Origin of the sequence: Aurantimonas aggregata, assembly GCF_010500835.1 — a bacterium.
Lineage (GTDB): Bacteria > Pseudomonadota > Alphaproteobacteria > Rhizobiales > Rhizobiaceae > Aurantimonas > Aurantimonas aggregata.
On record NZ_JAAAMJ010000005.1, the window covers coordinates 143,887 to 164,809 of the forward strand.

20 protein-coding genes are annotated in these 20,923 nt (G+C 67.5%); 14 read left to right on the forward strand and 6 right to left on the reverse strand.

All coding sequences use genetic code 11. The features are described from left to right. The first annotated feature begins 52 nt into the window (after positions 1–52). From purM to GTW51_RS09620, 3 genes are all read left to right on the forward strand, one after another. Positions 53–1,120, forward strand: coding sequence for a phosphoribosylformylglycinamidine cyclo-ligase (gene purM / locus GTW51_RS09610; protein ID WP_163043701.1), 1,068 nt, complete (start codon positions 53–55; stop codon positions 1,118–1,120). After that, positions 1,117–1,815 (forward strand): phosphoribosylglycinamide formyltransferase, encoded by a 699-nt coding sequence (purN, locus tag GTW51_RS09615; RefSeq protein ID WP_163043702.1) that lies wholly within the window; start codon positions 1,117–1,119, stop codon positions 1,813–1,815. The genes purM and purN overlap by 4 nt, the downstream gene beginning before the upstream one ends. Before the next feature lie 315 nt (positions 1,816–2,130). Continuing rightward, positions 2,131–5,037: a hypothetical protein gene (locus tag GTW51_RS09620; protein WP_203565995.1), complete on the forward strand. Its 2,907-nt coding sequence runs from the start codon at positions 2,131–2,133 to the stop codon at positions 5,035–5,037. A gap of 83 nt (positions 5,038–5,120) precedes the next feature. Here the strand turns inward: GTW51_RS09620 and GTW51_RS09625 are convergent, their stop codons facing one another. Beyond that, entirely contained in the window at positions 5,121–7,235 is a 2,115-nt protein-coding gene (locus GTW51_RS09625; protein WP_163043703.1) for a molybdopterin oxidoreductase family protein, read from the reverse strand. A 151-nt stretch (positions 7,236–7,386) separates the two neighbouring features. Beyond that, entirely contained in the window at positions 7,387–8,499 is a 1,113-nt protein-coding gene (locus tag GTW51_RS09630) for an alkene reductase (RefSeq protein ID WP_163043704.1), read from the reverse strand. Positions 8,500–8,654: 155 nt separating this feature from the next. Between GTW51_RS09630 and GTW51_RS09635 the strand changes: the two genes are divergently transcribed. From GTW51_RS09635 to GTW51_RS09645, 3 genes are all read left to right on the forward strand, one after another. Continuing rightward, the gene (locus GTW51_RS09635) at positions 8,655–9,500 is read left to right on the forward strand and encodes a 23S rRNA (adenine(2030)-N(6))-methyltransferase RlmJ (RefSeq protein WP_163043705.1); all 846 of its coding nucleotides are present in this window, start codon (positions 8,655–8,657) and stop codon (positions 9,498–9,500) included. Positions 9,501–9,569: 69 nt separating this feature from the next. Continuing rightward, positions 9,570–10,109, forward strand: a complete 540-nt coding sequence (locus tag GTW51_RS09640; protein ID WP_163043706.1) for a hypothetical protein — start codon at positions 9,570–9,572, stop codon at positions 10,107–10,109. A gap of 14 nt (positions 10,110–10,123) precedes the next feature. Then, on the forward strand, positions 10,124–10,720 hold the full coding sequence (locus GTW51_RS09645) for a glutathione S-transferase family protein (protein WP_163043707.1): 597 nt from the start codon (positions 10,124–10,126) through the stop codon (positions 10,718–10,720). A 21-nt stretch (positions 10,721–10,741) separates the two neighbouring features. Here GTW51_RS09645 and GTW51_RS09650 read toward each other — a convergent pair whose 3' ends face one another. Continuing rightward, positions 10,742–11,407: an outer membrane protein gene (locus GTW51_RS09650; protein ID WP_163043708.1), complete on the reverse strand. Its 666-nt coding sequence runs from the start codon at positions 11,405–11,407 to the stop codon at positions 10,742–10,744. A 265-nt stretch (positions 11,408–11,672) separates the two neighbouring features. On the opposite strand from GTW51_RS09650, the gene uvrC reads away from it, so the two are divergent. The 5 genes from uvrC (at position 11,673) to GTW51_RS09675 (ending at position 15,635) form a co-directional block, all read left to right on the forward strand. After that, the gene (uvrC, locus tag GTW51_RS09655; protein ID WP_163043709.1) at positions 11,673–13,751 is read left to right on the forward strand and encodes an excinuclease ABC subunit UvrC; all 2,079 of its coding nucleotides are present in this window, start codon (positions 11,673–11,675) and stop codon (positions 13,749–13,751) included. Positions 13,752–13,844: 93 nt separating this feature from the next. Further along, on the forward strand, positions 13,845–14,426 hold the full coding sequence (gene pgsA / locus GTW51_RS09660; RefSeq protein ID WP_163043710.1) for a CDP-diacylglycerol--glycerol-3-phosphate 3-phosphatidyltransferase: 582 nt from the start codon (positions 13,845–13,847) through the stop codon (positions 14,424–14,426). 55 nt (positions 14,427–14,481) lie between these two features. Beyond that, the gene (gene moaD, locus GTW51_RS09665) at positions 14,482–14,733 is read left to right on the forward strand and encodes a molybdopterin converting factor subunit 1 (RefSeq protein ID WP_203565997.1); all 252 of its coding nucleotides are present in this window, start codon (positions 14,482–14,484) and stop codon (positions 14,731–14,733) included. 2 nt (positions 14,734–14,735) lie between these two features. Beyond that, positions 14,736–15,209: a molybdenum cofactor biosynthesis protein MoaE gene (locus tag GTW51_RS09670; protein ID WP_163043711.1), complete on the forward strand. Its 474-nt coding sequence runs from the start codon at positions 14,736–14,738 to the stop codon at positions 15,207–15,209. 99 nt (positions 15,210–15,308) lie between these two features. Continuing rightward, a complete protein-coding gene (locus tag GTW51_RS09675; RefSeq protein WP_163043712.1) occupies positions 15,309–15,635 on the forward strand; it encodes a CBS domain-containing protein in 327 nt (108 codons plus the stop codon). Between the two features lie 58 nt (positions 15,636–15,693). Here GTW51_RS09675 and ndk read toward each other — a convergent pair whose 3' ends face one another. Together ndk and GTW51_RS09685 are read right to left on the reverse strand one after the other, a co-directional pair. Then, positions 15,694–16,116: a nucleoside-diphosphate kinase gene (gene ndk, locus GTW51_RS09680; protein WP_163043713.1), complete on the reverse strand. Its 423-nt coding sequence runs from the start codon at positions 16,114–16,116 to the stop codon at positions 15,694–15,696. A 77-nt stretch (positions 16,117–16,193) separates the two neighbouring features. Further along, positions 16,194–16,883, reverse strand: coding sequence for a glutathione S-transferase N-terminal domain-containing protein (locus GTW51_RS09685; protein ID WP_163043714.1), 690 nt, complete (start codon positions 16,881–16,883; stop codon positions 16,194–16,196). Positions 16,884–16,916: 33 nt separating this feature from the next. Here GTW51_RS09685 and GTW51_RS09690 point away from each other — a divergent pair, with 33 nt between their 5' ends. From GTW51_RS09690 to GTW51_RS09700, 3 genes are all read left to right on the forward strand, one after another. Continuing rightward, positions 16,917–17,423, forward strand: coding sequence for a DinB family protein (locus GTW51_RS09690; RefSeq protein ID WP_163043715.1), 507 nt, complete (start codon positions 16,917–16,919; stop codon positions 17,421–17,423). 120 nt (positions 17,424–17,543) lie between these two features. Beyond that, the gene (locus GTW51_RS09695; RefSeq protein ID WP_163043716.1) at positions 17,544–19,451 is read left to right on the forward strand and encodes an ABC-F family ATP-binding cassette domain-containing protein; all 1,908 of its coding nucleotides are present in this window, start codon (positions 17,544–17,546) and stop codon (positions 19,449–19,451) included. A 150-nt stretch (positions 19,452–19,601) separates the two neighbouring features. Next, on the forward strand, positions 19,602–20,462 hold the full coding sequence (locus tag GTW51_RS09700; protein WP_163043717.1) for a hypothetical protein: 861 nt from the start codon (positions 19,602–19,604) through the stop codon (positions 20,460–20,462). Here the strand turns inward: GTW51_RS09700 and GTW51_RS09705 are convergent. Further along, positions 20,413–20,865 carry a DNA polymerase III subunit chi gene (locus GTW51_RS09705; protein ID WP_163043718.1) on the reverse strand — a complete coding sequence of 151 codons (453 nt, stop codon included), beginning with the start codon at positions 20,863–20,865 and terminating at the stop codon, positions 20,413–20,415. The two genes, GTW51_RS09700 and GTW51_RS09705, sit on opposite strands and share 50 nt — an antisense overlap. Positions 20,866–20,923 lie beyond the last annotated feature (58 nt).

Below are 20,923 nucleotides of genomic sequence, written 5' to 3' on the forward strand. Positions count from 1 at the left end.
TCTTGCTCGCGGCCGTCGATCATGTCAACTCGGCGCGAACAGAGGCGGGACCATGACCGACAAGACAAACGCTCTGACCTATCGCGACGCCGGGGTCGACATCGACGCGGGCAACGCGCTCGTGCAGCGCATCAAGCCGCATGTGCGCGCCACGGCGCGGCGCGGCGCCGACGGCGAGATCGGCGGCTTCGGCGGGCTCTTCGACCTGAAGGCAGCCGGCTTCACCGACCCGCTGCTCGTCGCCGCCAACGACGGCGTCGGCACCAAGCTCAGGGTCGCCATCGAGACCGGCATCCACGACACGATCGGCATCGATCTCGTCGCGATGTGCGTCAACGACCTCGTCGTGCAGGGCGCCGAGCCGCTGTTCTTCCTCGACTATTACGCCACCGGCAAGCTCGACCCGGCCGAGGGCGAAGCGATCGTCCGGGGTATCGCCGAGGGCTGTCTGCAGGCCGGCTGCGCGCTGATCGGCGGCGAGACGGCGGAGATGCCCGGCCTCTACGCCGACAAGGATTACGACCTTGCCGGCTTCGCCGTGGGCGCGGTGGAGCGCGACCGGTTGCTGCCGGCGGGCGGCATTGTCGCCGGCGACATGATCCTCGGCCTCGCCTCCTCCGGCGTTCATTCCAACGGCTATTCGCTGGTGCGGCGCATCGTCGAGCTGTCCGGCACAAGCTACGCCGACCCGGCGCCGTTCGATACCAGCCGCAGCCTCGGCGCGGCGCTGATCGAGCCGACGCGGATCTACGTCAAGTCGCTGCTGTCGGTCTTCGCCGAGACGTCCGGCATCAAGGCGCTGGCCCACATCACCGGCGGCGGCTTCGTCGAGAACATTCCCCGCGTGCTGCCGGATACCCTGCGCGCCGACATCGACCTGTTCGCCGTGAAGGTGCCGCCGGTCTTCGGCTGGCTGTCGCGGACCGGCGGCGTTGCCGAAGCCGAGATGCTGCGGACCTTCAACTGCGGCATCGGGATGATCGTGGTGGTTTCCGAGGCCGACGCGGCGACCGTCGGCGCGCTGCTGCAGGCGGCAGGCGAGACGGTGGTGCCGCTCGGCCGCATCCTGGAGCGCAAGGACGACGCCGTCACCTTCAACGGCAGCCTGGCGCTCGCATGAGCAGCGTCCGCCGCAAGCGGGTCGTCGTCCTGATATCGGGGCGCGGCTCGAACATGCAGGCGCTGATCGCGGCCACGATGGACCCGGCCTTTCCGGGCCAGATCGTCGGCGTGATCGCCAACAGGCCCGATGCGCCGGGCCTCGACACGGCGCGGCGCCACGACATCACGGCGATCGCCGTCGACCAGAAAGCCTACGAGAATCGCGAAGCCCACGAGGCGGCCGTGCTGGACGTGCTGGCCGGGCTCGACCCGGACATCGTCTGCCTCGCCGGCTACATGCGGCTCCTGTCGGCGACCTTCGTGCTGCGCTATTCTGGACGGCTGATCAACATCCACCCGTCGCTGCTGCCGCTGTTTCCTGGCCTCGAGACCCACGAGCGGGCGCTGGCCGCCGGCATGCGGATCCATGGCTGCACCGTCCATTTCGTCACCGAGCGCATGGACGAGGGTCCGATCATCGCCCAGGCGGCGATCGCCGTCGAAGCCGGCGACACGGCCGAGACATTGTCCGGGCGGTTGCTCGCCGCCGAGCATCGGCTCTATCCGCACGCTTTGAGACTGGTGCTCGACGGCACGGTTCGCATGACCAACGGCCGCGCAATTCTCGAGCGCCGGGCGCCAGCGGCCGAGGCGCCGGACGGGCCGGTGGAAAGCCCGCGGATGCTGGTCTCGCCGGACGCGCGACGGGGATAGGTTTCCCGTCGGGACCGAACAGGACCCGGTGCCTCAGCCTGTGGATGGGACGATTTTACCTTAGGTCAAGCTGGCGGCGGATGCGCTCGTCTGCCATTGTGGGCGCGCCAGCCTGCCAGCCGCATGCAGCCTGGCCGGATCGTCGCCTGCCTCCGATGCGCCAAGTCATCGACTCAGACAGGCCGAACTGCTCCGGTGGCGCAGTAGAACGCTCCTGGGGGAACCGCGGCTGGGGTGGCGATGACATTTCTTCGCGATGGCATTCGGCACCCTTCTCGCCGCCTGCGCCAAGCGACATTGGCCGCAGCGGCCCTCATGGCCGCCATGGAAGTGGCCCAGGCGACCTCCTGCCCCGCCGAACGCCCCGAACCGCTGCTGCCGACGAATCCGGCCGCGTGCGCCAGCCTCGCCGAGGCGGTGCGCAAGCCGTCAGCCTTGCCCCTCGACCAGTATGAGGCGAAGCTCGACCAGTTCTTCGGCCAGTACTGCCATCGCGACACGGCGGCCGGCTGGCGGCGCGACCGCACCGTGCGCGACACCGGCCCGTTCACGGCGCGGTTCGCCGACGGCAACTGGACCGGCACCGATCACGGCACGCACGCGCCGGTGGTGATCTGGTACTCGCCGGAAATGGCCGACTGGCTGGTCGCCAACCGCGCCGACGACGGCCCGGCCGCCGAAGCGCCGGTGCCGGACGGCGCGATGATGGTGAAGGAGATGTATCCCGCGCCCGCCGCCGACTGCGTCGCCGTACCACCGGAGCGGCTGTTTCCGACCAGCGGCGCGGCGGTGATGATCCGCGATGCAGAGGGCTCCTTCGATGGCTGGTTCTGGGGCTGGTACGGTTTCGGGGCGGACAGCGGCTGGGCGCCGGACTGGCCGCCGCCGCCATCGAACCCGCTGCCCAACATGGGCTTTGCGCAATACTGCCTGAACTGCCACGCCTCGGCCGAGAACAACCATACCTTCGCCTCGCCGAAGAACATTCAGGGCGAGCCGGGACGCTCGCTGGTGTTCCTCAGCCAGAACGTGCCGCCGCAGCCGCCCGCCGAATCGCATCATGACGCGGTCACCACCCAGGAGGACCCGGTTCGCCGGCACGTGCAGCCGCTCGCGGCGCCGGACCGGGACGTGCTGGCGGCGCTGCGCGCCTACGCATCCGGCGCCGCCGAGACCGACAGTGTCGCGCCGATGCCCTCGCAGACCTACGACCAGACCTGGGTCGCCGCCGGCGGGCCGACGGCCGCCGACACCTTCCTCACCTCCAGCCAGTGCCTCGGCTGCCACGATGCCGGGAGCACCGGTCTGCAGTTCGACATGACTGCGCCGAACCCGCATGGCGCGGGCCTCGCGAACCTCTCGCCCTATGCGACCTGGCGCTCCTCGCCGATGGGGCTGGCCGGCCGCGACCCGTTCTTCTTCGCCCAGTTGGCGAGCGAGACGCAGAGTTTCCACCCGGGCGCCAGCGATGTCGTGCAGGACACCTGCCTCGGCTGCCACGGCATCAACGGCCAGCGGCAGTTCCATATCGACGGGGCGGCGGACGGCGGCGCCTGCGCGCCGTTCACGCGGGAGATGGTCGACGCCGTCCCCTACCCGGACGGCAATCCCACCGCCGATCATGCCAAGTTCGGGGCACTGGCCCGCGACGGCAACTCCTGCACGGCCTGCCACCGCATGGCGCTGGGCGAAGCCGGTACGGCGGCGGCGGACCAGCCGCAGAACGCCTGCGTCGCCGAGCGGCAGGCATTCCTCAACCCCGACAACACCGGCTTTGCCAAGACCTTCACCGGCAGCTTCCTCGTCGGTGCGCCGGACCGGTTGATCGGCCCGTTCGAGAACCCGAAGACCAAGCCGATGGAGGCCGCTTTCGGCAACATTCCGGCGCACGACACGGCGATCGCCAGTTCCGAGATCTGCGGCACCTGCCACACGGTGCACCTGCCGGTGATGCAGGACGCCAAGGTGATCGCCCATACCTACGAGCAGACCACCTATCCCGAATGGGCGTTCAGCGCCTATCGCACCGGCGAGAGCCCGGACGGCACGCTACCGCTGGGCGCCGGGAGCGCCGCCGATTCCTGCCAGGGCTGCCACATGCCGTCGCGCGATGCCGCCGGCGTGCCCTATCGCTCGAAGATCGCCAGCATCCAGGAATATTCCAACTTTCCGCAGGCGGAGAACGTGCGGCCGCCGGAGGAGATCGACCTCGCCGAGCGCGACGGCTTCGCCCGGCACACGCTGGTCGGGCTCAATGTCTTCCTGATCAAGATCGCCCAGCAGTTTCCCGACATATTGGGGATCGGCCTGCCGGACCCGATGCTCGGCAAGAAGGGCCTCGACCCGCTGCTGCGGACGGAGCGGGCAATGCTCGACCTCGCGGTCGAGAGCACTGCGGCGATCACGGCTACGGAGATCGCCAACGATGGCAAGACCTTGAGCGCCACGGTTAACATCGAGAACAAGGCCGGCCACAAATTCCCATCCGGCGTCGGCTTCCGCCGGGCCTTCGTCGACTTCCGCGTGCTGGACTCGGACGGCGAGACGCTATGGGCGTCGGGCCGCACGGACGCGGCCGGGGTGCTGGTCGACGCCGCCGGCGCGCCGGTGACGGGCGAGAACTGGTGGAACGAAGACTGCTCGGCCCGCATCGAGCCCGACAAGCGGCTGCACCAGCCGCATTACCAGGAGATCACCCGGCAGGATCAGGTGCAGGTCTACCAGGAGCTCGTCTCCACGCCGCCGGACGGGCCGGCGATCTGCGGGCCCGGCTCGACGCCGCAGGGCATGCTGACGACGAGCTTCCTGTCGATCTGCTCTTCGGTGAAGGACAACCGGCTGCTGCCGCACGGCTATCTCGGGGTCGAGGATCGCAAGGTGATCGCTGCGGCGCTGGGGGCCGGCGAGGAGCTGGCGCTGGAGACCGGCTCCTACGGCGTCGGCGACGATCCGGACTACCAGACCGGCGGCGGCGACAGTTTCGTCTATGCGGTGCCGCTCGCCGACCTGCCTGCAGGCAAGGAGCCGGCCTCCGTCGAGGCGACGCTCTACTACCAGGCGACGCCGCCCTTTTACCTGCAGGACCGCTTCTGCACCGCCAAGGGCCCCGACACCGACCGGCTGAAATATCTCGTCGGCCGCCTCGATCTCAGCGGCACGGAAGCCGAGGACTGGAAATTGCGGGTGGTGACGACCGGGCCGGTGGCGATCAAGGCGCACTGACCCGGCCAACCGGGCGAACGAGCGCGACGTCAGCTGCGCTCGCTGTCAGCCGGCGTCGTCGCCCGTGGCGAGCGCCGGCCGGCTCAGACCGGCTCGGTCCGCAGCCACACCTTGTTGTCGTGGAATGCCGCACCGCCGAACGGCGCAACCGGGTCTGCCCCAGTCAGGACGTTGATCCCCTCCCCGTCGAGGAAGTCGGTGTTGGCCCACAGGCCCTCGTGGACCAGCACGCCAGGCCTGACCGTGTCGCTGACCTTGACCGGCAGGCGCACCTCGCCGCGGCCGTTGCCGATGGTGACGAGCTGGCCGTCGCCGAGGCTCTCGCGCAGCGCGTCCTCGGGATGGACGAGCAGTTCCGGCCGGCCTTCGCGCGACCGCGAACCGCGCGTTTCCGCAAAGGTCGAGTTGAGGAACTGCCGCGCCGGCGAGGTCGCCAGCCGGTAGGGGTGCGCGCCGTCGGCCGTCTCGATCAGCTCGACATGGTCGGGAAACACCGGCAGGCCGGCGACCGGGCCTTGCGCTCCCAGACTCTCCGGCGGACGGTTCGGCGCCGGCGAGCCGGTCCAGTCCGGGCGGAAGCGGAATTTGCCGTCCGGCCAGGCGAAACCCGAGAGAAAATGCGCCGTCTCGAACGGCGGCTGCCGGTCGATCCAGCGCTCGCGCTGCAGCCCGTCGAAGCCCTCGATGTCGCCGGCGGCCTTCAGCATCGTGTCGATCAGCGTCCGCTCGGTCAGGCCGAAGCCGGGCCGGTCGGCGACGCCGAGGCGCCTGGCCAGTTCCTCGACGACGAAATGGTTGGTGCGCACCGTCTCAGGCGGGTCGACCAGTTTCGGCCCGAGCACGATGTGGTTCTGGCCGCCGCCGCGATAGATGTCGTCATGCTCGAGGAACATCGTCGCCGGCAGCACCAGATCGGCGAGCTTCGCCGTGTCGGTCATGAATTGTTCGTGGACGCAGGTGAACAAATCGTCGCGGGCAAGACCCTGCCGGACCAGCCGCTGCTCGGGGCAGACATTCGCTGGGTTGGTGTTCTGGATCAGCATCGCCGTCACCGGCGGGCCGTTCGACAGTGCCGCGGCGTCGCCGGTCAGCACCGCGCCGATCCGCGACTGGTCGAGGTAGCGGATATTCGGATCGCGGTCGGCCGTGCCCATGATCTCGGACTTGTCGAGGCCGAAGATGTCGGAGTTGGAATGGAAGGCGCCGCCGCCCTCGTGCCGCCAGTTTCCGAATACCGCCGGCACCGACATCGCCGCATGCATGGCGACGGCGCCGTTGCGCTGGCGGGTAAAGCCATAGCCGAGCCGGAAGAAGGTCCGCGGCGTCCGCCCGACCAAAGCGGCGAAGGCCTCGATCTCCTCGACCGAAAGCCCGGTGATGGCGGCAGCCCATTCGGGCGTGCGGCTAGCCAGATGCGCCTCCAGCCCGACCGGATCGTCGGTGTAGCGGGCGAGGTAGTCGCGGTCCGCGGTGCCGTCGCGGAACGCCACGTGCATCAGCGCGCAGGCGAGCGCCGCGTCGGTGCCGGGCCGCAGCTTCAAGGCGAGATCGGCCTGCTTCATCGTGGCGTTGTCGTAAATGTCGATGACGACGATCTTCGCGCCGCGTTCCTTGCGGGCCCTTGCGGCGTGGGTCATCACATTGACCTGAGTCGCCACCGCGTTGGTGCCCCAGATGACCAGGCAGTCGGACTGCGCCATCTCGCGCGGGTCGGCGCCGCGCATGGCCCCCGCCCCGACGAACCAGCCGGTCCAGGCCATGTTGGTGCAGATCGAATCGAACTGGCCGGAATAGCGCTTGCCGTGGCGCAGGCGATGGATGCCGTCGCGCTGCACGAGACCCATCGTGCCGGCATATTGATAGGGCCAAACCGATTCCGAACCGTGCCGCGACTCGGCCTGGACGAATTTCTCGGCTACGAGGTCGAGCGCGTCGTCCCAGCCGATCTCGCGCCAGCCGCCCTCGCCCTTGCCGCCCACCCGCTGCATCGGCTTCAAGAGCCGATCCGGCGAATGGACGCGCTCGGCGTAACGGGCGACCTTGGCGCAGATCACCCCGGCCGTGTAGTCGTTGGCCGCCGCCCCGCGCACCCGGCCGATCGTGCGGTTGTCGAGGATCTCGACATCCAGGGCGCAGGTGGACGGGCAATCATGCGGGCAGGCGGAATGCCCGATGGTGACGGCGAGCGGCTTGTTCATTCCCGATTGATAGCGCAACCGACGCCGCGACCCCAACTCAAAATGCCGATCGCTGGCATTCGTCCCGGTGCACTGATCACGTCGTCCCCCGGCACGAAAAGGGGCCGGACCATCGGTCCGACCCCTTTCGAAACGACACCCGAGGGATCGTTCAGGCGGCGTTGGCGTAGCGCGCGCGCTCTTCCTCGCTGAGCGACGGATAGTCGGTCAGGCCCTTCTCGTCACCGCCATAGAAAGTCTCCTCGTTCCACTCGGCGAGCGGCGCGTCGAGCTCGAAACGCGTCACCAGGTCCGGATTGGAGATGAAGAGCCGGCCGATGCAGGCGAGATCGGTCTCGCCGCTCTCGACCCGCTCGACGGCGAGCTCGCGATCGTAGCGGTTGTTGCCCATGTAGACGCCGTCGAAGTGATCCTTGAGCGTCCAGGCCTTGAACTTGTCCGGATCGCGATTGCCACGGGTCTCGCCCTCGATGACGTGGAGATAGACCAGCTTGCGCTTCGACAGTTCCTCGACATAGCAGGTGAACAGCGGCTCGGGATTGCTGTCGCGCAGGTCATTGGCGGGGCTCACCGGCGAGATGCGGATGCCGACGCGTTCCGGACCCCAGACGGCGACCACGGCATCGACGACCTGGAGCGGGAAGCGCATGCGGTTTTCGATGGAGCCGCCATATTCGTCGGTGCGCTGGTTGGCGCCGTCGCGCAGGAACTGGTCGAGCAGGTAGCCATTGGCCGAATGGATCTCGACGCCGTCGAAGCCGGCGGCCTTGGCGTTCTCCGCCGCCCTGACGTAGTCGGCGACGACACGCGGCAGCTCGTTCTTTTCGAGCGCCCGCGGCACCGGAATGTCCTTCATGCCGTCATTGGTGAAGGCGGTCATTTCCGGCTTCACCGCCGACGGGGCGACCGGCAGCGCGCCGCCCGGCTGCAGGTCCGGATGCGAGACGCGGCCGACATGCCAGAGCTGCATGACGATCTTGCCGCCCTCGGCGTGGACGGCGTCCGTCACGCGCTTCCAGTCGGCGACATGGCGATTGGTGAAGATACCCGGGGTCCATGCGTAGCCACGGCCTTCCGGCGAGATGTTCGTCGCCTCGGTGATGATCAGCCCGGCGCCGGCGCGCTGGCGATAATACTCGACATGCATGTCCTTGAGATCGCCCTCGTCGGTGGCGCGGCTGCGGGTCAGCGGTGCCATGACGACGCGGTTGGCGAGACGGACGGGTCCGAGGTCGAGGGGTTCGAACAGCTTGGCCTTGGTCATTGCGGGGCTCTCTCCTGAATGCGATGAGGGCGCGATGCCCCTTCACTGCACCATCTGGGGATCTGCTGCAGTGCGGTAAGTCCGATGAACACAGCGTTCGTCAAATCCCCACAGCCGTCTTGGACGGAACGACGACGCCGGCGAAAGGAGACCCCGTGAATTACCGCCATGCCTATCACGCGGGAAACTTCGCCGACGTGGTCAAGCATGTCCTGCTGACGCGGCTGGTCGAGTATCTCAAGCGCAAGGACAAACCCTTCCGCGTCTTCGACACGCATGCCGGCCGCGGGCTCTACGATCTTGCCGCCGACGAGGCACAGCGCACGGGTGAATTCCGCGACGGCGTCGAGCGGATCATGGCGGCTGCCGGCGAGCTGTCGGCCGACCCGCTGTTCTCGGCCTATTTCGAGGCCATCCGGCCGGACATCGACGCTCATCGCTATCCCGGCTCGCCGCTGATCGCGCGCCGCCTGCTGCGCAGCCAGGACCGGCTGTCGGCCTATGAACTGCACCCTGCCGATGCCGCGGCCCTGCGGGCCTTGTTTGCCGGCGACGTCCAGGTGAAGGCGATCGAGCTCGATGCGTGGCTGGCGCTCGGCTCGCATCTGCCGCCGAAGGAAAAGCGCGGCCTGGTGCTGATCGACCCGCCCTTCGAGAAGCCCAGCGAGATCGACGACATCGCCGCCGGCCTCGCTCGCGCCTTTCGCCGCTGGCCGGGCGGCACCTATGCGGTCTGGTACCCGCTGAAACGGCCGGAGGCCGTCGCGGCGCTGCACCGGGCCCTTGCCGGCCTCGGCGCCGACGAGGTCATCGTCGCGGAATTCCTGCGCGAGGCCTACAGCCCGGACGAGCGCTTCGTCGGTACCGGCCTCGCCGTGATCAACCCGCCCTTCGTCTTTGCCGAAGAGGCGGAGACGATCCTGGCCCGACTGGTGCCGCTGCTCGGGCATGGCCCGACGGCAACAGCCCGGGTTTTTGCGCCCGTTGCCGCTACACCCTAGCGGCAGCCCGTCGCTTTCATGATAACGCTCGGGCAACGATCCGTCGCTTTTGCCGCGAAAGGCTCCGCCATGCGCCCTTCTTTCGTCTTCGCCGCCGTGCTCATGGCTGCCCTCTCCGTCGCTGCACCGTCGAAGGCGGCGGATGCGATGCGCGGTCATGCGCCGTCATCGGCCACCAGCACGCTTCCCGCCTGCGACGATGCGAAGGTTCTCGCCGAGGTCGAGGACCAGTTCGAATATGGCGCGCCGCGCGTGCTCGAAGCGCCGCTGGCGATTCTCGAGTTCAGCGGCATGTTCGAGAAGGCGTATTTCCCGCAGATCACCGCCGGCGCGCCGGCAGTGAATCCGATCGAACGGCGCTACTGCCAAGCCCAGGCGCTGATCTCCGACCACCAGCAGCGGACGGTCTATTACGTGGTCGAATACCCGATGGGGTTTGCCGGTTCGAACGGCTATCTGGGCATCTTCTCGCCGCTGCGCGGCTGGCGTGCCGAGGGCTGCGTGCTCGGCCTCGATGCGTGGCACGTCTACGGTGCCAACTGCGAATCGCTGCGCCGCTTCCAGCCGGAAGGCCGCACCTATGCCTATCCCGACTACGTCACCAAATAGGTTCCGCGTCTCTCATGCGTCTTTATTATGCGTCTGCCTCACCCTTCGCCGCCAAGGTCCGCATGGCGGCCAGCCATTGCGGCTTCGTGCTGGATGAGGTCGCCGTCGACACCTCCGCCGAGCCGACCGACCTTCTCGCCGCCAACCCGCTCGGCAAGATCCCGAGCCTGGTGACAGACGACGGCTGCCCGGTCTTCGACAGCAGCGTGATCTGCGACCTGTTCGACCGGATGGGCGGCAACCAGCTGGTGCCGCAGCCGCTCGATGCCTGGCGGGCGGTGAAGACCTTCGAAGCGACGGTGGACGGCGTCGTCGATGCGCTGCTGCTGACCGTCTACGAGGTCCGCTACCGGCCGGAAGAGAAACGCTATGACGGCTGGGTCGACAAGCAGACCCGCAAGGGCGAACGCGGGCTGGTGGTTCTCGACCAGCGGCTCGACGAACTCACCGAGGAGCTGACCATCGCGCATTTCGCGCTGGCCGGCCTGCTTGGCTGGATGAATATAAGGTTCCCGGGCAAGGCCGCCGGCGAATTCCCGCGGCTCGCCGCATGGCTCGATGCGTTCGTCGCGGCAAACCCGTCGCTGGCCGAGTACGTGCCGCGCGCATAGGCGAAACGGTTTCGGCGCAGATCAGAATTTTAGCGCGACGCCGGCCCGGATCGAGTGCTCGTCGAAGCCGGACGACACCGAGGTGTTGCCGAGATCGTAGGTTTCGCTGCCGTAGTCGGAGTAGCGATATTCGAGCCGCGAGGTGATGCTGTCGGTGATCTGCGCCTCGACGCCGCCGCCGACCGTGTAGCCGACGCTGGTCTGCTCGTCCGACAAGCCGTTCAGCGACACTTCGTTGCGCGAGGCGGCGACGCCCGCCGTGGCGAAGACCAGGAACGGGTCGACCGCGACGCCGGCGCGCGCTCGCAGCGATCCGAAGATGTTGCCGTCCGCCGAGATCGCCGAACCGGTCGCGACATTGAACCCGTCGGCATCAACGGCCGAGCCGCCGAGATCGGCTTCCAGCCCGTAGACGAAGCGGTCGGTCTGGAGGCTGTAGCCGGCATAGACGCCGCCGACGAAGCCGTCGCCGTCGAAGCTCGCGCCGCCGCTCTGGTCGAAATTGGCGCTGTTGTAGCCGACGAAGGCACCGGCATAGGGGCCGGACCAGACATAGACGGGGGTTGCAGCGGCACCAACGCCCACCGGCGAAGGCACGGCCTCGCTGTAGACGGCATCGGCCGCAAACGCAGGCGTGCTCAGCAGCGCCAGCGCGGTACCCAGGGCAAGATGTCGAAGCTTCACCATACTCAGGCCTTTCAGATGCCCGTTCCGGTTCCTGACCGAAGAGGTGGGGACGATCTCCAACGGGAAAAGTGCGAATGTCGGGCGAAGGCTCCCGCCAGAGTGAAATAATCTGAAATAGGATGAGAGCGTTGCAGGTTGGCCACAGCCACGCGGGCCGCTCGCGACGCGTCCGATACCGGCCCGCTCCCGACCCCGTGCATTCGACGGCCGGACGAATCATATAACGAAAACGCGCGGTGCAGATCGCACGCGACGACGACAACTCATGCGGCGCCAGCCGAGGCAGCGCCTTCAGGACGACATGACCGATCCCGACGACATCGACGACCTGGAAGACGACGACGCGGCGGAGCCGGCGGATATTGCCGTCACCGCGAGCAGCGCGGAGCTTCTGGCGTCGATCGAGTGGGACGATGCCGGCGGTGTCGCCGCAAGCGGCCTGACCGGCGTCGATCTCATCGTCGCCCTGGCCAAGCGGCTGCCGAACCGGCCGGGCGTCTACCGCATGTTCGGCAAGGACGGCGAGGTCCTCTATGTCGGCAAGGCGCGCTCGCTGAAGAAGCGCGTCGTCAGCTACACCCGCCTCGGCGGCCATACGCAGCGTATCGCCCGGATGATCCGCGACACGCGGCAGATGGAGTTCGTGACGACGCGCACCGAGACCGAGGCGCTGCTGCTCGAAGCCAATCTGATCAAGCGGTTGCGCCCGCGCTTCAACGTTCTGATGCGGGACGACAAGTCGTTCCCGTACATCCTGGTCAGCGAGGACCACGAGGCGCCGGCGATCATGAAGCATCGCGGCGCGCGCTCGCGGAAGGGCAGCTATTTCGGGCCGTTCGCCTCGGCCGGCGCGGTTGGCCGCACCATCAACTCGCTGCAGCGTGCCTTCCTGCTGCGGACCTGCACGGACTCGGTCTACGAGACGCGGACCCGTCCCTGCCTGCTGCACCAGATCAAGCGCTGCTCCGCCCCCTGCACCGGCGAGATCTCGATCGACGACTACCGCGAACTGGTCGGCGAGGCGAAGGCATTCCTGTCGGGCCGCTCGAGCCAGATCAAGAGCGGCATGGCGACGGCCATGCAGTCGGCCTCGGAGGATCTCGATTTCGAGCGCGCGGCGATCTATCGCGACCGCCTGGCGGCGCTCTCCCATGTTCAGGCACACCAGGGCATCAACCCGGCCGGCATCGAGGAGGCCGACGTCTTCGCCATCCATCAGGAGGGCGGGCTCACCTGTATCCAGGTGTTCTTCTTCCGCACCGGCCAGAACTGGGGCAACCGCGCCTATTTTCCCAAGGCGGACCCGTCGCTCGAGCCGGAAGCCGTGCTGGGCGCGTTCCTCGCGCAATTCTACGACGACAAGCCGGCGCCGCGGCTGGTGCTGCTGCCGATCGCCGTCGAGGACGAGCCGCTGCTCGCCGACGCGCTCAGCGTTCGGGCCGAGCGGCGGGTGAAGATCGAGGTGCCGGCGCGCGGGCTGAAGAAGGAGCTGGTCGACCACGCCTCCAGCAATGCCCGCGAGGCGCTCGGCCGGCGGCTGGCCGAGACGTCGTCGCAGGCGCGCCTCCTCAAGGGCGTGCAGGAGACGTTCGGGCTGGCGCGCACGCCGCGGCGGATCGAGGTCTACGACAACTCGCACATCATGGGCACCGCCGCCGTCGGCGCGATGATCGTCGCGGGGCCTGAGGGCTTCGTGAAGAACCAGTATCGCAAGTTCAACATCAAGGGCGTCGACATCACTCCCGGCGACGACTTCGCGATGATGCAGGAAATGCTGACGCGACGGTTCTCGCGCCTGCTGAAGGAGGAGGCCGAGGCCCCGCTGGCGGAGAGCGCGGCGGACGACAGCGGCGACGACGAGGAGGCCCTGTCGGAAGCCGGCCTGCCGGCCTGGCCCGACCTGATCCTGATCGATGGAGGCAAGGGCCAGGTGTCGGCGGTGCGCAGCATCCTCGAGGAACTCGGCATCGCCGACCGGGTGACGATGATCGGCGTCGCCAAGGGCGTCGACCGCGACGCCGGCCGCGAACGCTTCGTCACGGCGGGACGCGAGCCGTTCACGCTGCCGCCGCGCGATCCGGTGCTCTACTTCCTGCAGCGTCTGCGCGACGAGGCGCACCGATTCGCCATCGGCACGCACCGCGCCCGCCGTAAGAAGGAGCTGGTCAAGAATCCGCTCGACGAGGTGGAGGGGATCGGCCCGTCGCGCAAGCGCGCGCTGCTGCATCATTTCGGTACCGCCAAGGCGGTGTCGCGCGCCGGGCTCAGCGATCTCCTCGCCGTCGACGGCATCTCGGCGGCGATGGCGAAGTCGATCTACGACCATTTCCACGAGCGGGGATGAACGCATCTTCGCCGCATAAGACGATCACTGCGGTTGACGCGACCCACCTGCCCGCGCTTCTAGGGGGCGCGCATCTGCGACGTGGACCCCATCATGGCATCTCGGGCTCTCAGCCTTCCCAATCTCCTGACCTATGCGAGGATCGTCTGCGTTCCGCTGGTGGTCCTGTGCTTCTTCATGGAAGGCCAGCTGCGCAGCCCGGACTACGCCCGCTGGTCGGCGCTGGCGATCTTCATCGTCGCAAGCGTCACCGACTTCTTCGACGGCTACCTTGCGAGAGCCTGGCAGCAGACGTCGACGATCGGCCGGATGCTCGATCCGATTGCCGACAAGCTGCTCGTCGCCGCGGTGCTGCTGCTGCTGGCCGCGGACGGCACCATTGCCGGCTGGAGCATATGGGCAGCGATCGTCATCCTCTGCCGTGAAATCCTGGTTTCGGGCCTGCGGGAGTATCTGGCCGAACTGAAGGTTTCGGTCCCGGTCACGCGGCTCGCCAAGTGGAAGACGACGATCCAGATGGTGGCGGTCGGTTTCCTGCTGGCCGGTCCTGCCGGCGACAAGATCTTTCCCTATGTCACCCAACTCGGGATCGGCCTACTCTGGGTCTCGGCGCTCGTGACGCTCTACACGGGTTACGATTATTTCCGCGCCGGCCTGCGCCATATCGACGACTGAGGGTTCCCGCGGCGATCATTACGCGACCGGGGCGACGACAGCGGAGACGATACTCATGAAGCTCGCTTATTTCGCCTGGGTCCGCGAGCGCATAGGGCTGTCGGAAGAAGAAGTCGAACTGCCGGCCGGCGTCGAGACGGTCAGTGACCTGCTGCATTGGCTGAAGGGCCGCGGTGCCGGCTACGACGCCGCGCTTCAGGCGCCGGAGATCATTCGTGTCGCCATCGACCAGGAGCATGTCGACCATTCGCAGCCGCTCGCGGGCGCACGCGAGATCGCACTCTTCCCGCCGATGACCGGCGGCTGACCATGGCTGACAAGATCATCGACCCGGTCGTGCGGATCCAGGCGGGTCGCATCGACATGGCTGCCGAGATCGCGGCTCTGTCGGGATCCGGTCAGGTCGGCGCGGTGGTGACCTTCTCCGGCTATTGCCGCGACGAAGGCGGGCGGCTGGAGGCGCTGGAACTCGAGCACTATCCCGGCATGGCCGAGCGCGAGATCGAGCGCATGGCGCGCGAGGCGCTGTCGCGCTGGCCACTCCTGGGCTGCACGGCGATCCACCGCTTCGGCCTGGTGAAACCGGGCGAGGACATCGTCTTCGTCGGCTGCACCTCGGCGCACCGGCAGGCCGCCTTCGACGGCGCCTCCTTCCTGATGGACTTCCTCAAGACGCGCGCGCCGTTCTGGAAGCGCGAGCACCTGATCGACGGCTCGACCGGGGGCTGGGTGGAATCGCGCGATACGGACGACCACGCCGCCGATCGCTGGCACAAGCTCTGACGCCGTCCTGCACTGCACTGTCAGCCGCTTAGGACTCCCAGCTTCCGCACCTGTCATGTTTGATTTACACTTCTCCCGATCTTGGGAGGAGGCACCATCATGAAGATCAGGGATCGGCCGGAGTTTCGCGACAAGCCCAAACCGCTGAGCTTCGGCCCGGACGTGCTGGTCATCGACGCTGCCATGCAGATGGCAAAGCGCAATATCGGCTCGGTCATGGTGATCGACGCCAACCAAAAGCTGCTCGGCGTGGTGACCGAGCGCGACATCCTCAACCGCCTCGTCGCCCGCGAACGCGATCCCACGACGACAAGGCTCGACGAGATCATGACTGCGGGCGTGCGCGTCGCGAAGGCCGACGACGACCTGATCGAATGGATGCGGATCATGTCGAACGAGCGCTTCCGCCGCCTGAACGCGCCCTGAAACGACGAAGGGAGGCACGACGGCCTCCCTTCGCATCATCTTTTAGAGCCGAGATGGTTCAGCCGACGATTTCGGTCTCGGAGAACCAGTAGGCGATCTCCTGGCTGGCCGTCTCCGGCGCGTCGGAGCCGTGCACCGAGTTTTCGCCGATCGACAGCGCGAACGCCTTGCGGATCGTGCCTTCGGCCGCATCCGACGGGTTGGTCGCGCCCATGATCTCGCGGTTGCGCGCGATGGCGTTCTCGCCCTGCAGCACCTGGACGATGGTCGGGCCCGAGCACATCGACTCGACGAGCTCGCCGAAGAACGGCCGCTCCTTGTGGACGGCGTAGAAGCCCTCGGCCTCGCGGCGGCTCATCCAGACGCGCTTGGAGGCGATGACGGAGAAGCCGGCCTCCTCGAACATCTTGGTGATGGCGCCGGTGAGGTTGCGGCGCGTGGCATCCGGCTTGATCATCGAGAACGTGCGTTCGACCGCCATGGGATATCCTTTGAAAGAGGTTTGGAAGGTGGCGGACCTATAGCCGTCGGCCCCCGGCCCGGCAAGCCGGCCGCGCGTCAGGCCGCCGCCGGGACGAGCCGTCCCTCGCCGCCATGCAGGTCGAGGCAGCGCTCGAACCAGTCGGCGATCGGGTCGCCAGCCGGCAGCACCGGCAGGGACGAGCTCACCCGCAGCCACTGGAATGCGCCGAAGACGATATAGTCGGCAAACAGCGGATCCGGCCCGCCGAGGAATGGCTGTGCGCCAAGCAGTGCCCGCAGCGGCTCGAGTTGCTGCAGGAACGGCGCGACGCGCTGCTCCCGCCCTTGGACCAGGGCTTCCAGCGTCTTGCCCATGCGCGTCTCGCGGCTCTGGCGAAAATACGCCTGGTCGACCGGATCCAGCGCATCGTGGATGTCGAGCAGCGCCAGACTCCCGACCACCGGATGGATGGTCCGCTGCGACCAGCTTTCGACGAAGCGCGACAGATGCCGGCCGCCCTCCCCGCCGAACAGGCTCGGCGCGTCCGGGTAAGTGGCTTCCAGATATTCGGCGATGGCGAAGGAGTCCGCCACGACGGTTGCGCCGTCGCGAAGCACCGGCACGATGCCAGACCCGCCCTCGATCGTCGGAACTCCGGTGAACGGCACCGGTACGGTCTGGAAGTCGAGGCCCTTGTGCCGGAGGGCCAGCCGGACCTTCCAGCAATGCGGCGAGAAGGGCTTTGCCGGATCGCTGCCGACGAGTTCGTGAAGTAGGATCGCCACGGGTGTTTCCTTCGCAGTGGGCAGGACGGCGCGATGTATCACGACATGACGGTGATGTTCGCCGGCTATAATCGCTGGTGCAACGAACGGCTCCATGCATCCGCGGGCACGCTTTCGGATGACGAATTCCGTGCCGACCGCGGCGTCTTCTTCAAGTCGATGCTGGGCACGCTGAACCATATCCTGGCAGCCGACCGCATCTGGATGCGGCGCTTCACCGGCTCGGGCGATGCGCCGACGCAGCTCGACGCGATCCTTTACGACGATCGCGAGGCACTGCGCTCCGCCCGCATCGCTGAGGACACCCGGATCGTGGAATGGGTCGCGGGCCTCTCTGAACCGGATTTGGCCGCGGCCTTCAGCTACGAGACGATCTCTTCCCCGCAGGTGATGACCCAGAAGCTCGGCCCCGCGCTGCTGCACATGTTCAACCACCAGACCCATCACCGCGGACAGGCGCATGCGATCCTGACCGGCTTCGGGCGAGAGGCGCCGAGCCTCGATCTCGTTCGCTTCCAGCGAGAGACCGGACAGGGCTGATCGAGTTCTCGAACGAACTGCCGCCCGAGACCGATCACTTTCGCGCCTGTTCGGCGGTCGCCGCCGACTTCTCGCGCCAGCCCCCTTCCGCACTGCGGCATGGCGTGGCAAAAGGGCGCCATGCTTCAGATCACAGACCTCTCCGCGCGCGTTGCCGGCCGCCTGCTCATCGACCATGCCAGCCTGACGCTGCCGACCGGCACCAAGGCCGGGCTGGTCGGGCGCAACGGCGCCGGCAAGTCGACCCTGTTCCGCGTCATCACCGGCGACCTCGCCGCCGAGACCGGGTCGGTGTCGTTCCCGAAAAACACACGGCTCGGCCAGGTCGCCCAGGAGGCGCCCGGCACCGAGGAATCGCTGATCGAGATCGTGCTGAAGGCCGATGTCGAACGCGTCGCGCTGCTCGCCGAAGCGGAGACCGCCACCGATCCGAACCGCATCGCCGACATCCACATCCGTCTCGCCGACATCGAGGCGCATTCGGCGGAATCGCGCGCTTCCTCCATCCTGTCCGGGCTTGGCTTCGACATCGCGGCGCAGGCCCGCCCGGCCTCGTCCTTCTCCGGCGGCTGGCGGATGCGCGTCGCGCTTGCGGCGGTGCTGTTCTCGCAGCCCGACATGCTGCTGCTCGACGAGCCGACCAACTATCTCGATCTCGAAGGCACGCTCTGGCTGGAGAACTTCGTCTCGCGCTATCCGCACACCGTGCTCGTCATCAGCCATGATCGGGACGTCCTCAACAACGCCGTCAACGCGATCGTCCATCTCGACCAGCAGAAGCTGAACTTCTATCGCGGCGACTACGACCAGTTCGAGCGCCAGCGGGCCGAAAAGCTGGAACTGCTGCATAAGGCGATCGGCAAGCAGGAAGCCCATCGCAAGCACATGGAGGCGTTCGTCGAGCGCTTCCGCGCCAAGGCCTCGAAGGCGCGGCAGGCCCAGTCCCGCCTCAAGGCGCTCGAAAAGATGCAGCCGCTGCAGGCGATCGTCGAGGACCACGTGACGCCGTTCGTCTTCGAGGGACCGGAAAAGGCCGCCGCCTCGCCGATCATCCGCATGGAACATGCGACGGTCGGCTACACGCCCGGCCGACCGATCCTGTCGCGCCTCGACCTGCGCATCGACACCGACGACCGGATCGCGCTGCTCGGCCAGAACGGCAACGGCAAGTCGACCTTCGCCAAGCTGCTGGCCGGCCGGCTGGCGGAGCAGTCCGGCACCATCACCCGTGCACCGGGGCTGAAGATCGCCTTCTTCGCCCAGCACCAGATCGACGACCTGCGGCCGGCGGAAAGCGCCGTGCAGCACGTGCGGCGGCTGATGCCCGATGCGGCGGAAGCCAAGGTCCGCGCCAAGGTCGCGCGGATGGGCCTGCCGACCCAGAAGATGGACACCGCGGCCGAGAAGCTCTCCGGCGGCGAGAAGGCCCGGCTTCTGATGGGCCTGGCGACCCTCGATGCGCCGAACCTCCTGATCCTCGACGAGCCGACGAACCATCTCGACATCGAGGCCCGCGAAAGCCTGGTGCGGGCGCTCAACGACTTCCCCGGTGCCGTCATCCTGATCAGCCATGACCGCCACATGGTCGAGGCGACGATGGACCGGCTGTGGATCGTCGCCGAGGGCACGGTCTCGCGCTACGACGGCGACCTCGAGGACTACAAGAAGCTGGTCCTGTCGGGCGGCACCAAGGGCAACAGCGTCGGCGCCGATCCGGCAGACCTTGCCTCGGCGCCGGCGCCGCAGGTCTCGAAGATCGACCAGCGTCGCATCGCCGCCGAGCGCCGCGAACAGCTCAAGCCGTTGAAGGCGAAGATCAGCCAGCTGGATATCCAGATCTCGCGCCTGCAGAAGACCATCGAGGGGCTCGACGAGACGCTCGGCGATGCCGCGCTCTATACCTGCGATCCGGCTCGCGCGGCCGCGCTCAACAAGCAGCGTTCCGATGCGGCGAAGACGCTCGCTTCCTGCGAGGAAAACTGGCTGGCACTGACCGCCGAACACGACGCGGCAATGGCGGCCGAATAGCGCTTCGGCCCTGGCCCCACGGCCCGACAGGCCTCTCGCCGTGGGGTGTTCGCAAAGCGGACCGTCGCGCGCCAATGCTGATCCGGCTTGATCCAGCGTCGCAAAACTGTCATCTCCACTGACCATTGAACCCAAGAGGCCGACGCGAGAATGCGTCGCGGCGCATTGACCTCAGTCCTCCGGTACCGGCCGGACACGCGCCGTCGCACTCAGGGCCGCGAACGCAGGTCGATCATCTTCATGCCGACATTCCTCATACGCGCGGCAAGACTGGCCCTGGCGATTCCGCAGGCGGCGCTCGCACGCCGGACGGCAAAGGAGCTGTTCTGGTTTGGTGCCCTGGCTCTCTGCTCCGTGGCAGCTGCCTGGGTCTTCTCGTTGATCGTCGAGCCGACGTCGGGTCCGACCGAGTTTCCTGGCGAGAACGGCCCCAGCGAGATCCTGCAGGCGGCGATGGTCATCGCAGCGGGTCTCCTGTTCTTTCTTGCCGCGCTCCGCTTCGGCTTCGAGATCTTTTACGCCAGCGTCGCGATTGCCGTAGCCTGCGGGCTCGCAGCGGTTCGCGAATTCCCGCGTTGCGGCAGCTCCTTTTACGATACCGGGCCGTGCATCACCGACAACGGCAAGCTGCTGATCACGCTGGTCCTGGTCGGCTCGGCCATAGCCTTGCTGGCGGTGCGGCGCGAGGCGTTCTCCCGGCACCTGCGCGAGTTGAACTTCTTCTGGATCGTCCCGTGCGGGATAAGCGGCGTCCTGCTGGTCGTCGCTGAAATCGTCGGCGAGACCTACTACCGCGTGTGGATCGAGGAGACGCTGGAACTTGGGAGCTATCTCAACCTGCTGGTCTTCTCCGTCGCGCTGAACATCCGGCCAAATTGGTTCCAGTTAGCCAGGGCACCTTATTGGAAATCGGCGACTGTGCTGAAGCGGCGCCGCGCGGCGCATGGCGGCCACGCTGGGATCAGGCTTTCTTCACCCAGCGACGATCCTCGGTCTGCTGCCAGTAGGTGACCGCGTGGCCGGCGGCCTTCTCCGCCGCCCACCGTTCCCTCGCCCGGGCGATCTGCTCGCCGTCGTGGCCGTCGAACAGATAGACGGCCCGCACGTAGCGTTCGAGCGATAGCGGCGTAGCGCCTTCCACCAGGAATCGCACGTGCGGCTCGTTGGACTCCTGCGTCGGCTCGATTGTCAAGACGACCGGCTGCAGCGCCGCGGATCCTTCCGCGTCGCTGCCATGTGGCAGAAAGCCGTCATCCTTGTAGACCCACAAATGGTGATCCAGCGCGTCGCGGCGTTCCTCGGTGACGAACTGCACGACGACGCGCCAGCCCCGGGCGAGGCTGCGCTCCAGCAGATCCGGAAGGGCGTCCTCCAGCCGGCTCTCGGTCATGTGGTAGAACAGGACTTCCGCCATCGTGCTCCCCCTCCGATCACCGTCTTCCATCAAGTGCGAGCGCGCAGCGCCCCGGCGC

Excerpts from the sequence above, each read along its gene's own strand:
- pgsA (WP_163043710.1), top strand. The coding sequence starts at position 13,845 with ATGGCATCTCGGGCTCTCAGCCTTCCCAATCTCCTGACCTATGCGAGG.
- GTW51_RS09620 (WP_203565995.1), top strand. The coding sequence starts at position 2,131 with ATGGCCGCCATGGAAGTGGCCCAGGCGACCTCCTGCCCCGCCGAACGC.
- uvrC (WP_163043709.1), top strand. The coding sequence starts at position 11,673 with ATGCGGCGCCAGCCGAGGCAGCGCCTTCAGGACGACATGACCGATCCC.
- GTW51_RS09640 (WP_163043706.1), top strand. The coding sequence starts at position 9,570 with ATGCGCCCTTCTTTCGTCTTCGCCGCCGTGCTCATGGCTGCCCTCTCC.
- GTW51_RS09650 (WP_163043708.1), bottom strand. The coding sequence starts at position 11,407 with ATGGTGAAGCTTCGACATCTTGCCCTGGGTACCGCGCTGGCGCTGCTG.
- GTW51_RS09695 (WP_163043716.1), top strand. The coding sequence starts at position 17,544 with ATGCTTCAGATCACAGACCTCTCCGCGCGCGTTGCCGGCCGCCTGCTC.
- moaD (WP_203565997.1), top strand. The coding sequence starts at position 14,482 with ATGAAGCTCGCTTATTTCGCCTGGGTCCGCGAGCGCATAGGGCTGTCG.
- GTW51_RS09630 (WP_163043704.1), bottom strand. The coding sequence starts at position 8,499 with ATGACCAAGGCCAAGCTGTTCGAACCCCTCGACCTCGGACCCGTCCGT.
- purM (WP_163043701.1), top strand. The coding sequence starts at position 53 with ATGACCGACAAGACAAACGCTCTGACCTATCGCGACGCCGGGGTCGAC.
- GTW51_RS09700 (WP_163043717.1), top strand. The coding sequence starts at position 19,602 with ATGCGTCGCGGCGCATTGACCTCAGTCCTCCGGTACCGGCCGGACACG.
- GTW51_RS09690 (WP_163043715.1), top strand. The coding sequence starts at position 16,917 with ATGTATCACGACATGACGGTGATGTTCGCCGGCTATAATCGCTGGTGC.
- ndk (WP_163043713.1), bottom strand. The coding sequence starts at position 16,116 with ATGGCGGTCGAACGCACGTTCTCGATGATCAAGCCGGATGCCACGCGC.
- GTW51_RS09705 (WP_163043718.1), bottom strand. The coding sequence starts at position 20,865 with ATGGCGGAAGTCCTGTTCTACCACATGACCGAGAGCCGGCTGGAGGAC.
- GTW51_RS09625 (WP_163043703.1), bottom strand. The coding sequence starts at position 7,235 with ATGAACAAGCCGCTCGCCGTCACCATCGGGCATTCCGCCTGCCCGCAT.
- purN (WP_163043702.1), top strand. The coding sequence starts at position 1,117 with ATGAGCAGCGTCCGCCGCAAGCGGGTCGTCGTCCTGATATCGGGGCGC.
- GTW51_RS09645 (WP_163043707.1), top strand. The coding sequence starts at position 10,124 with ATGCGTCTTTATTATGCGTCTGCCTCACCCTTCGCCGCCAAGGTCCGC.
- GTW51_RS09670 (WP_163043711.1), top strand. The coding sequence starts at position 14,736 with ATGGCTGACAAGATCATCGACCCGGTCGTGCGGATCCAGGCGGGTCGC.
- GTW51_RS09675 (WP_163043712.1), top strand. The coding sequence starts at position 15,309 with ATGAAGATCAGGGATCGGCCGGAGTTTCGCGACAAGCCCAAACCGCTG.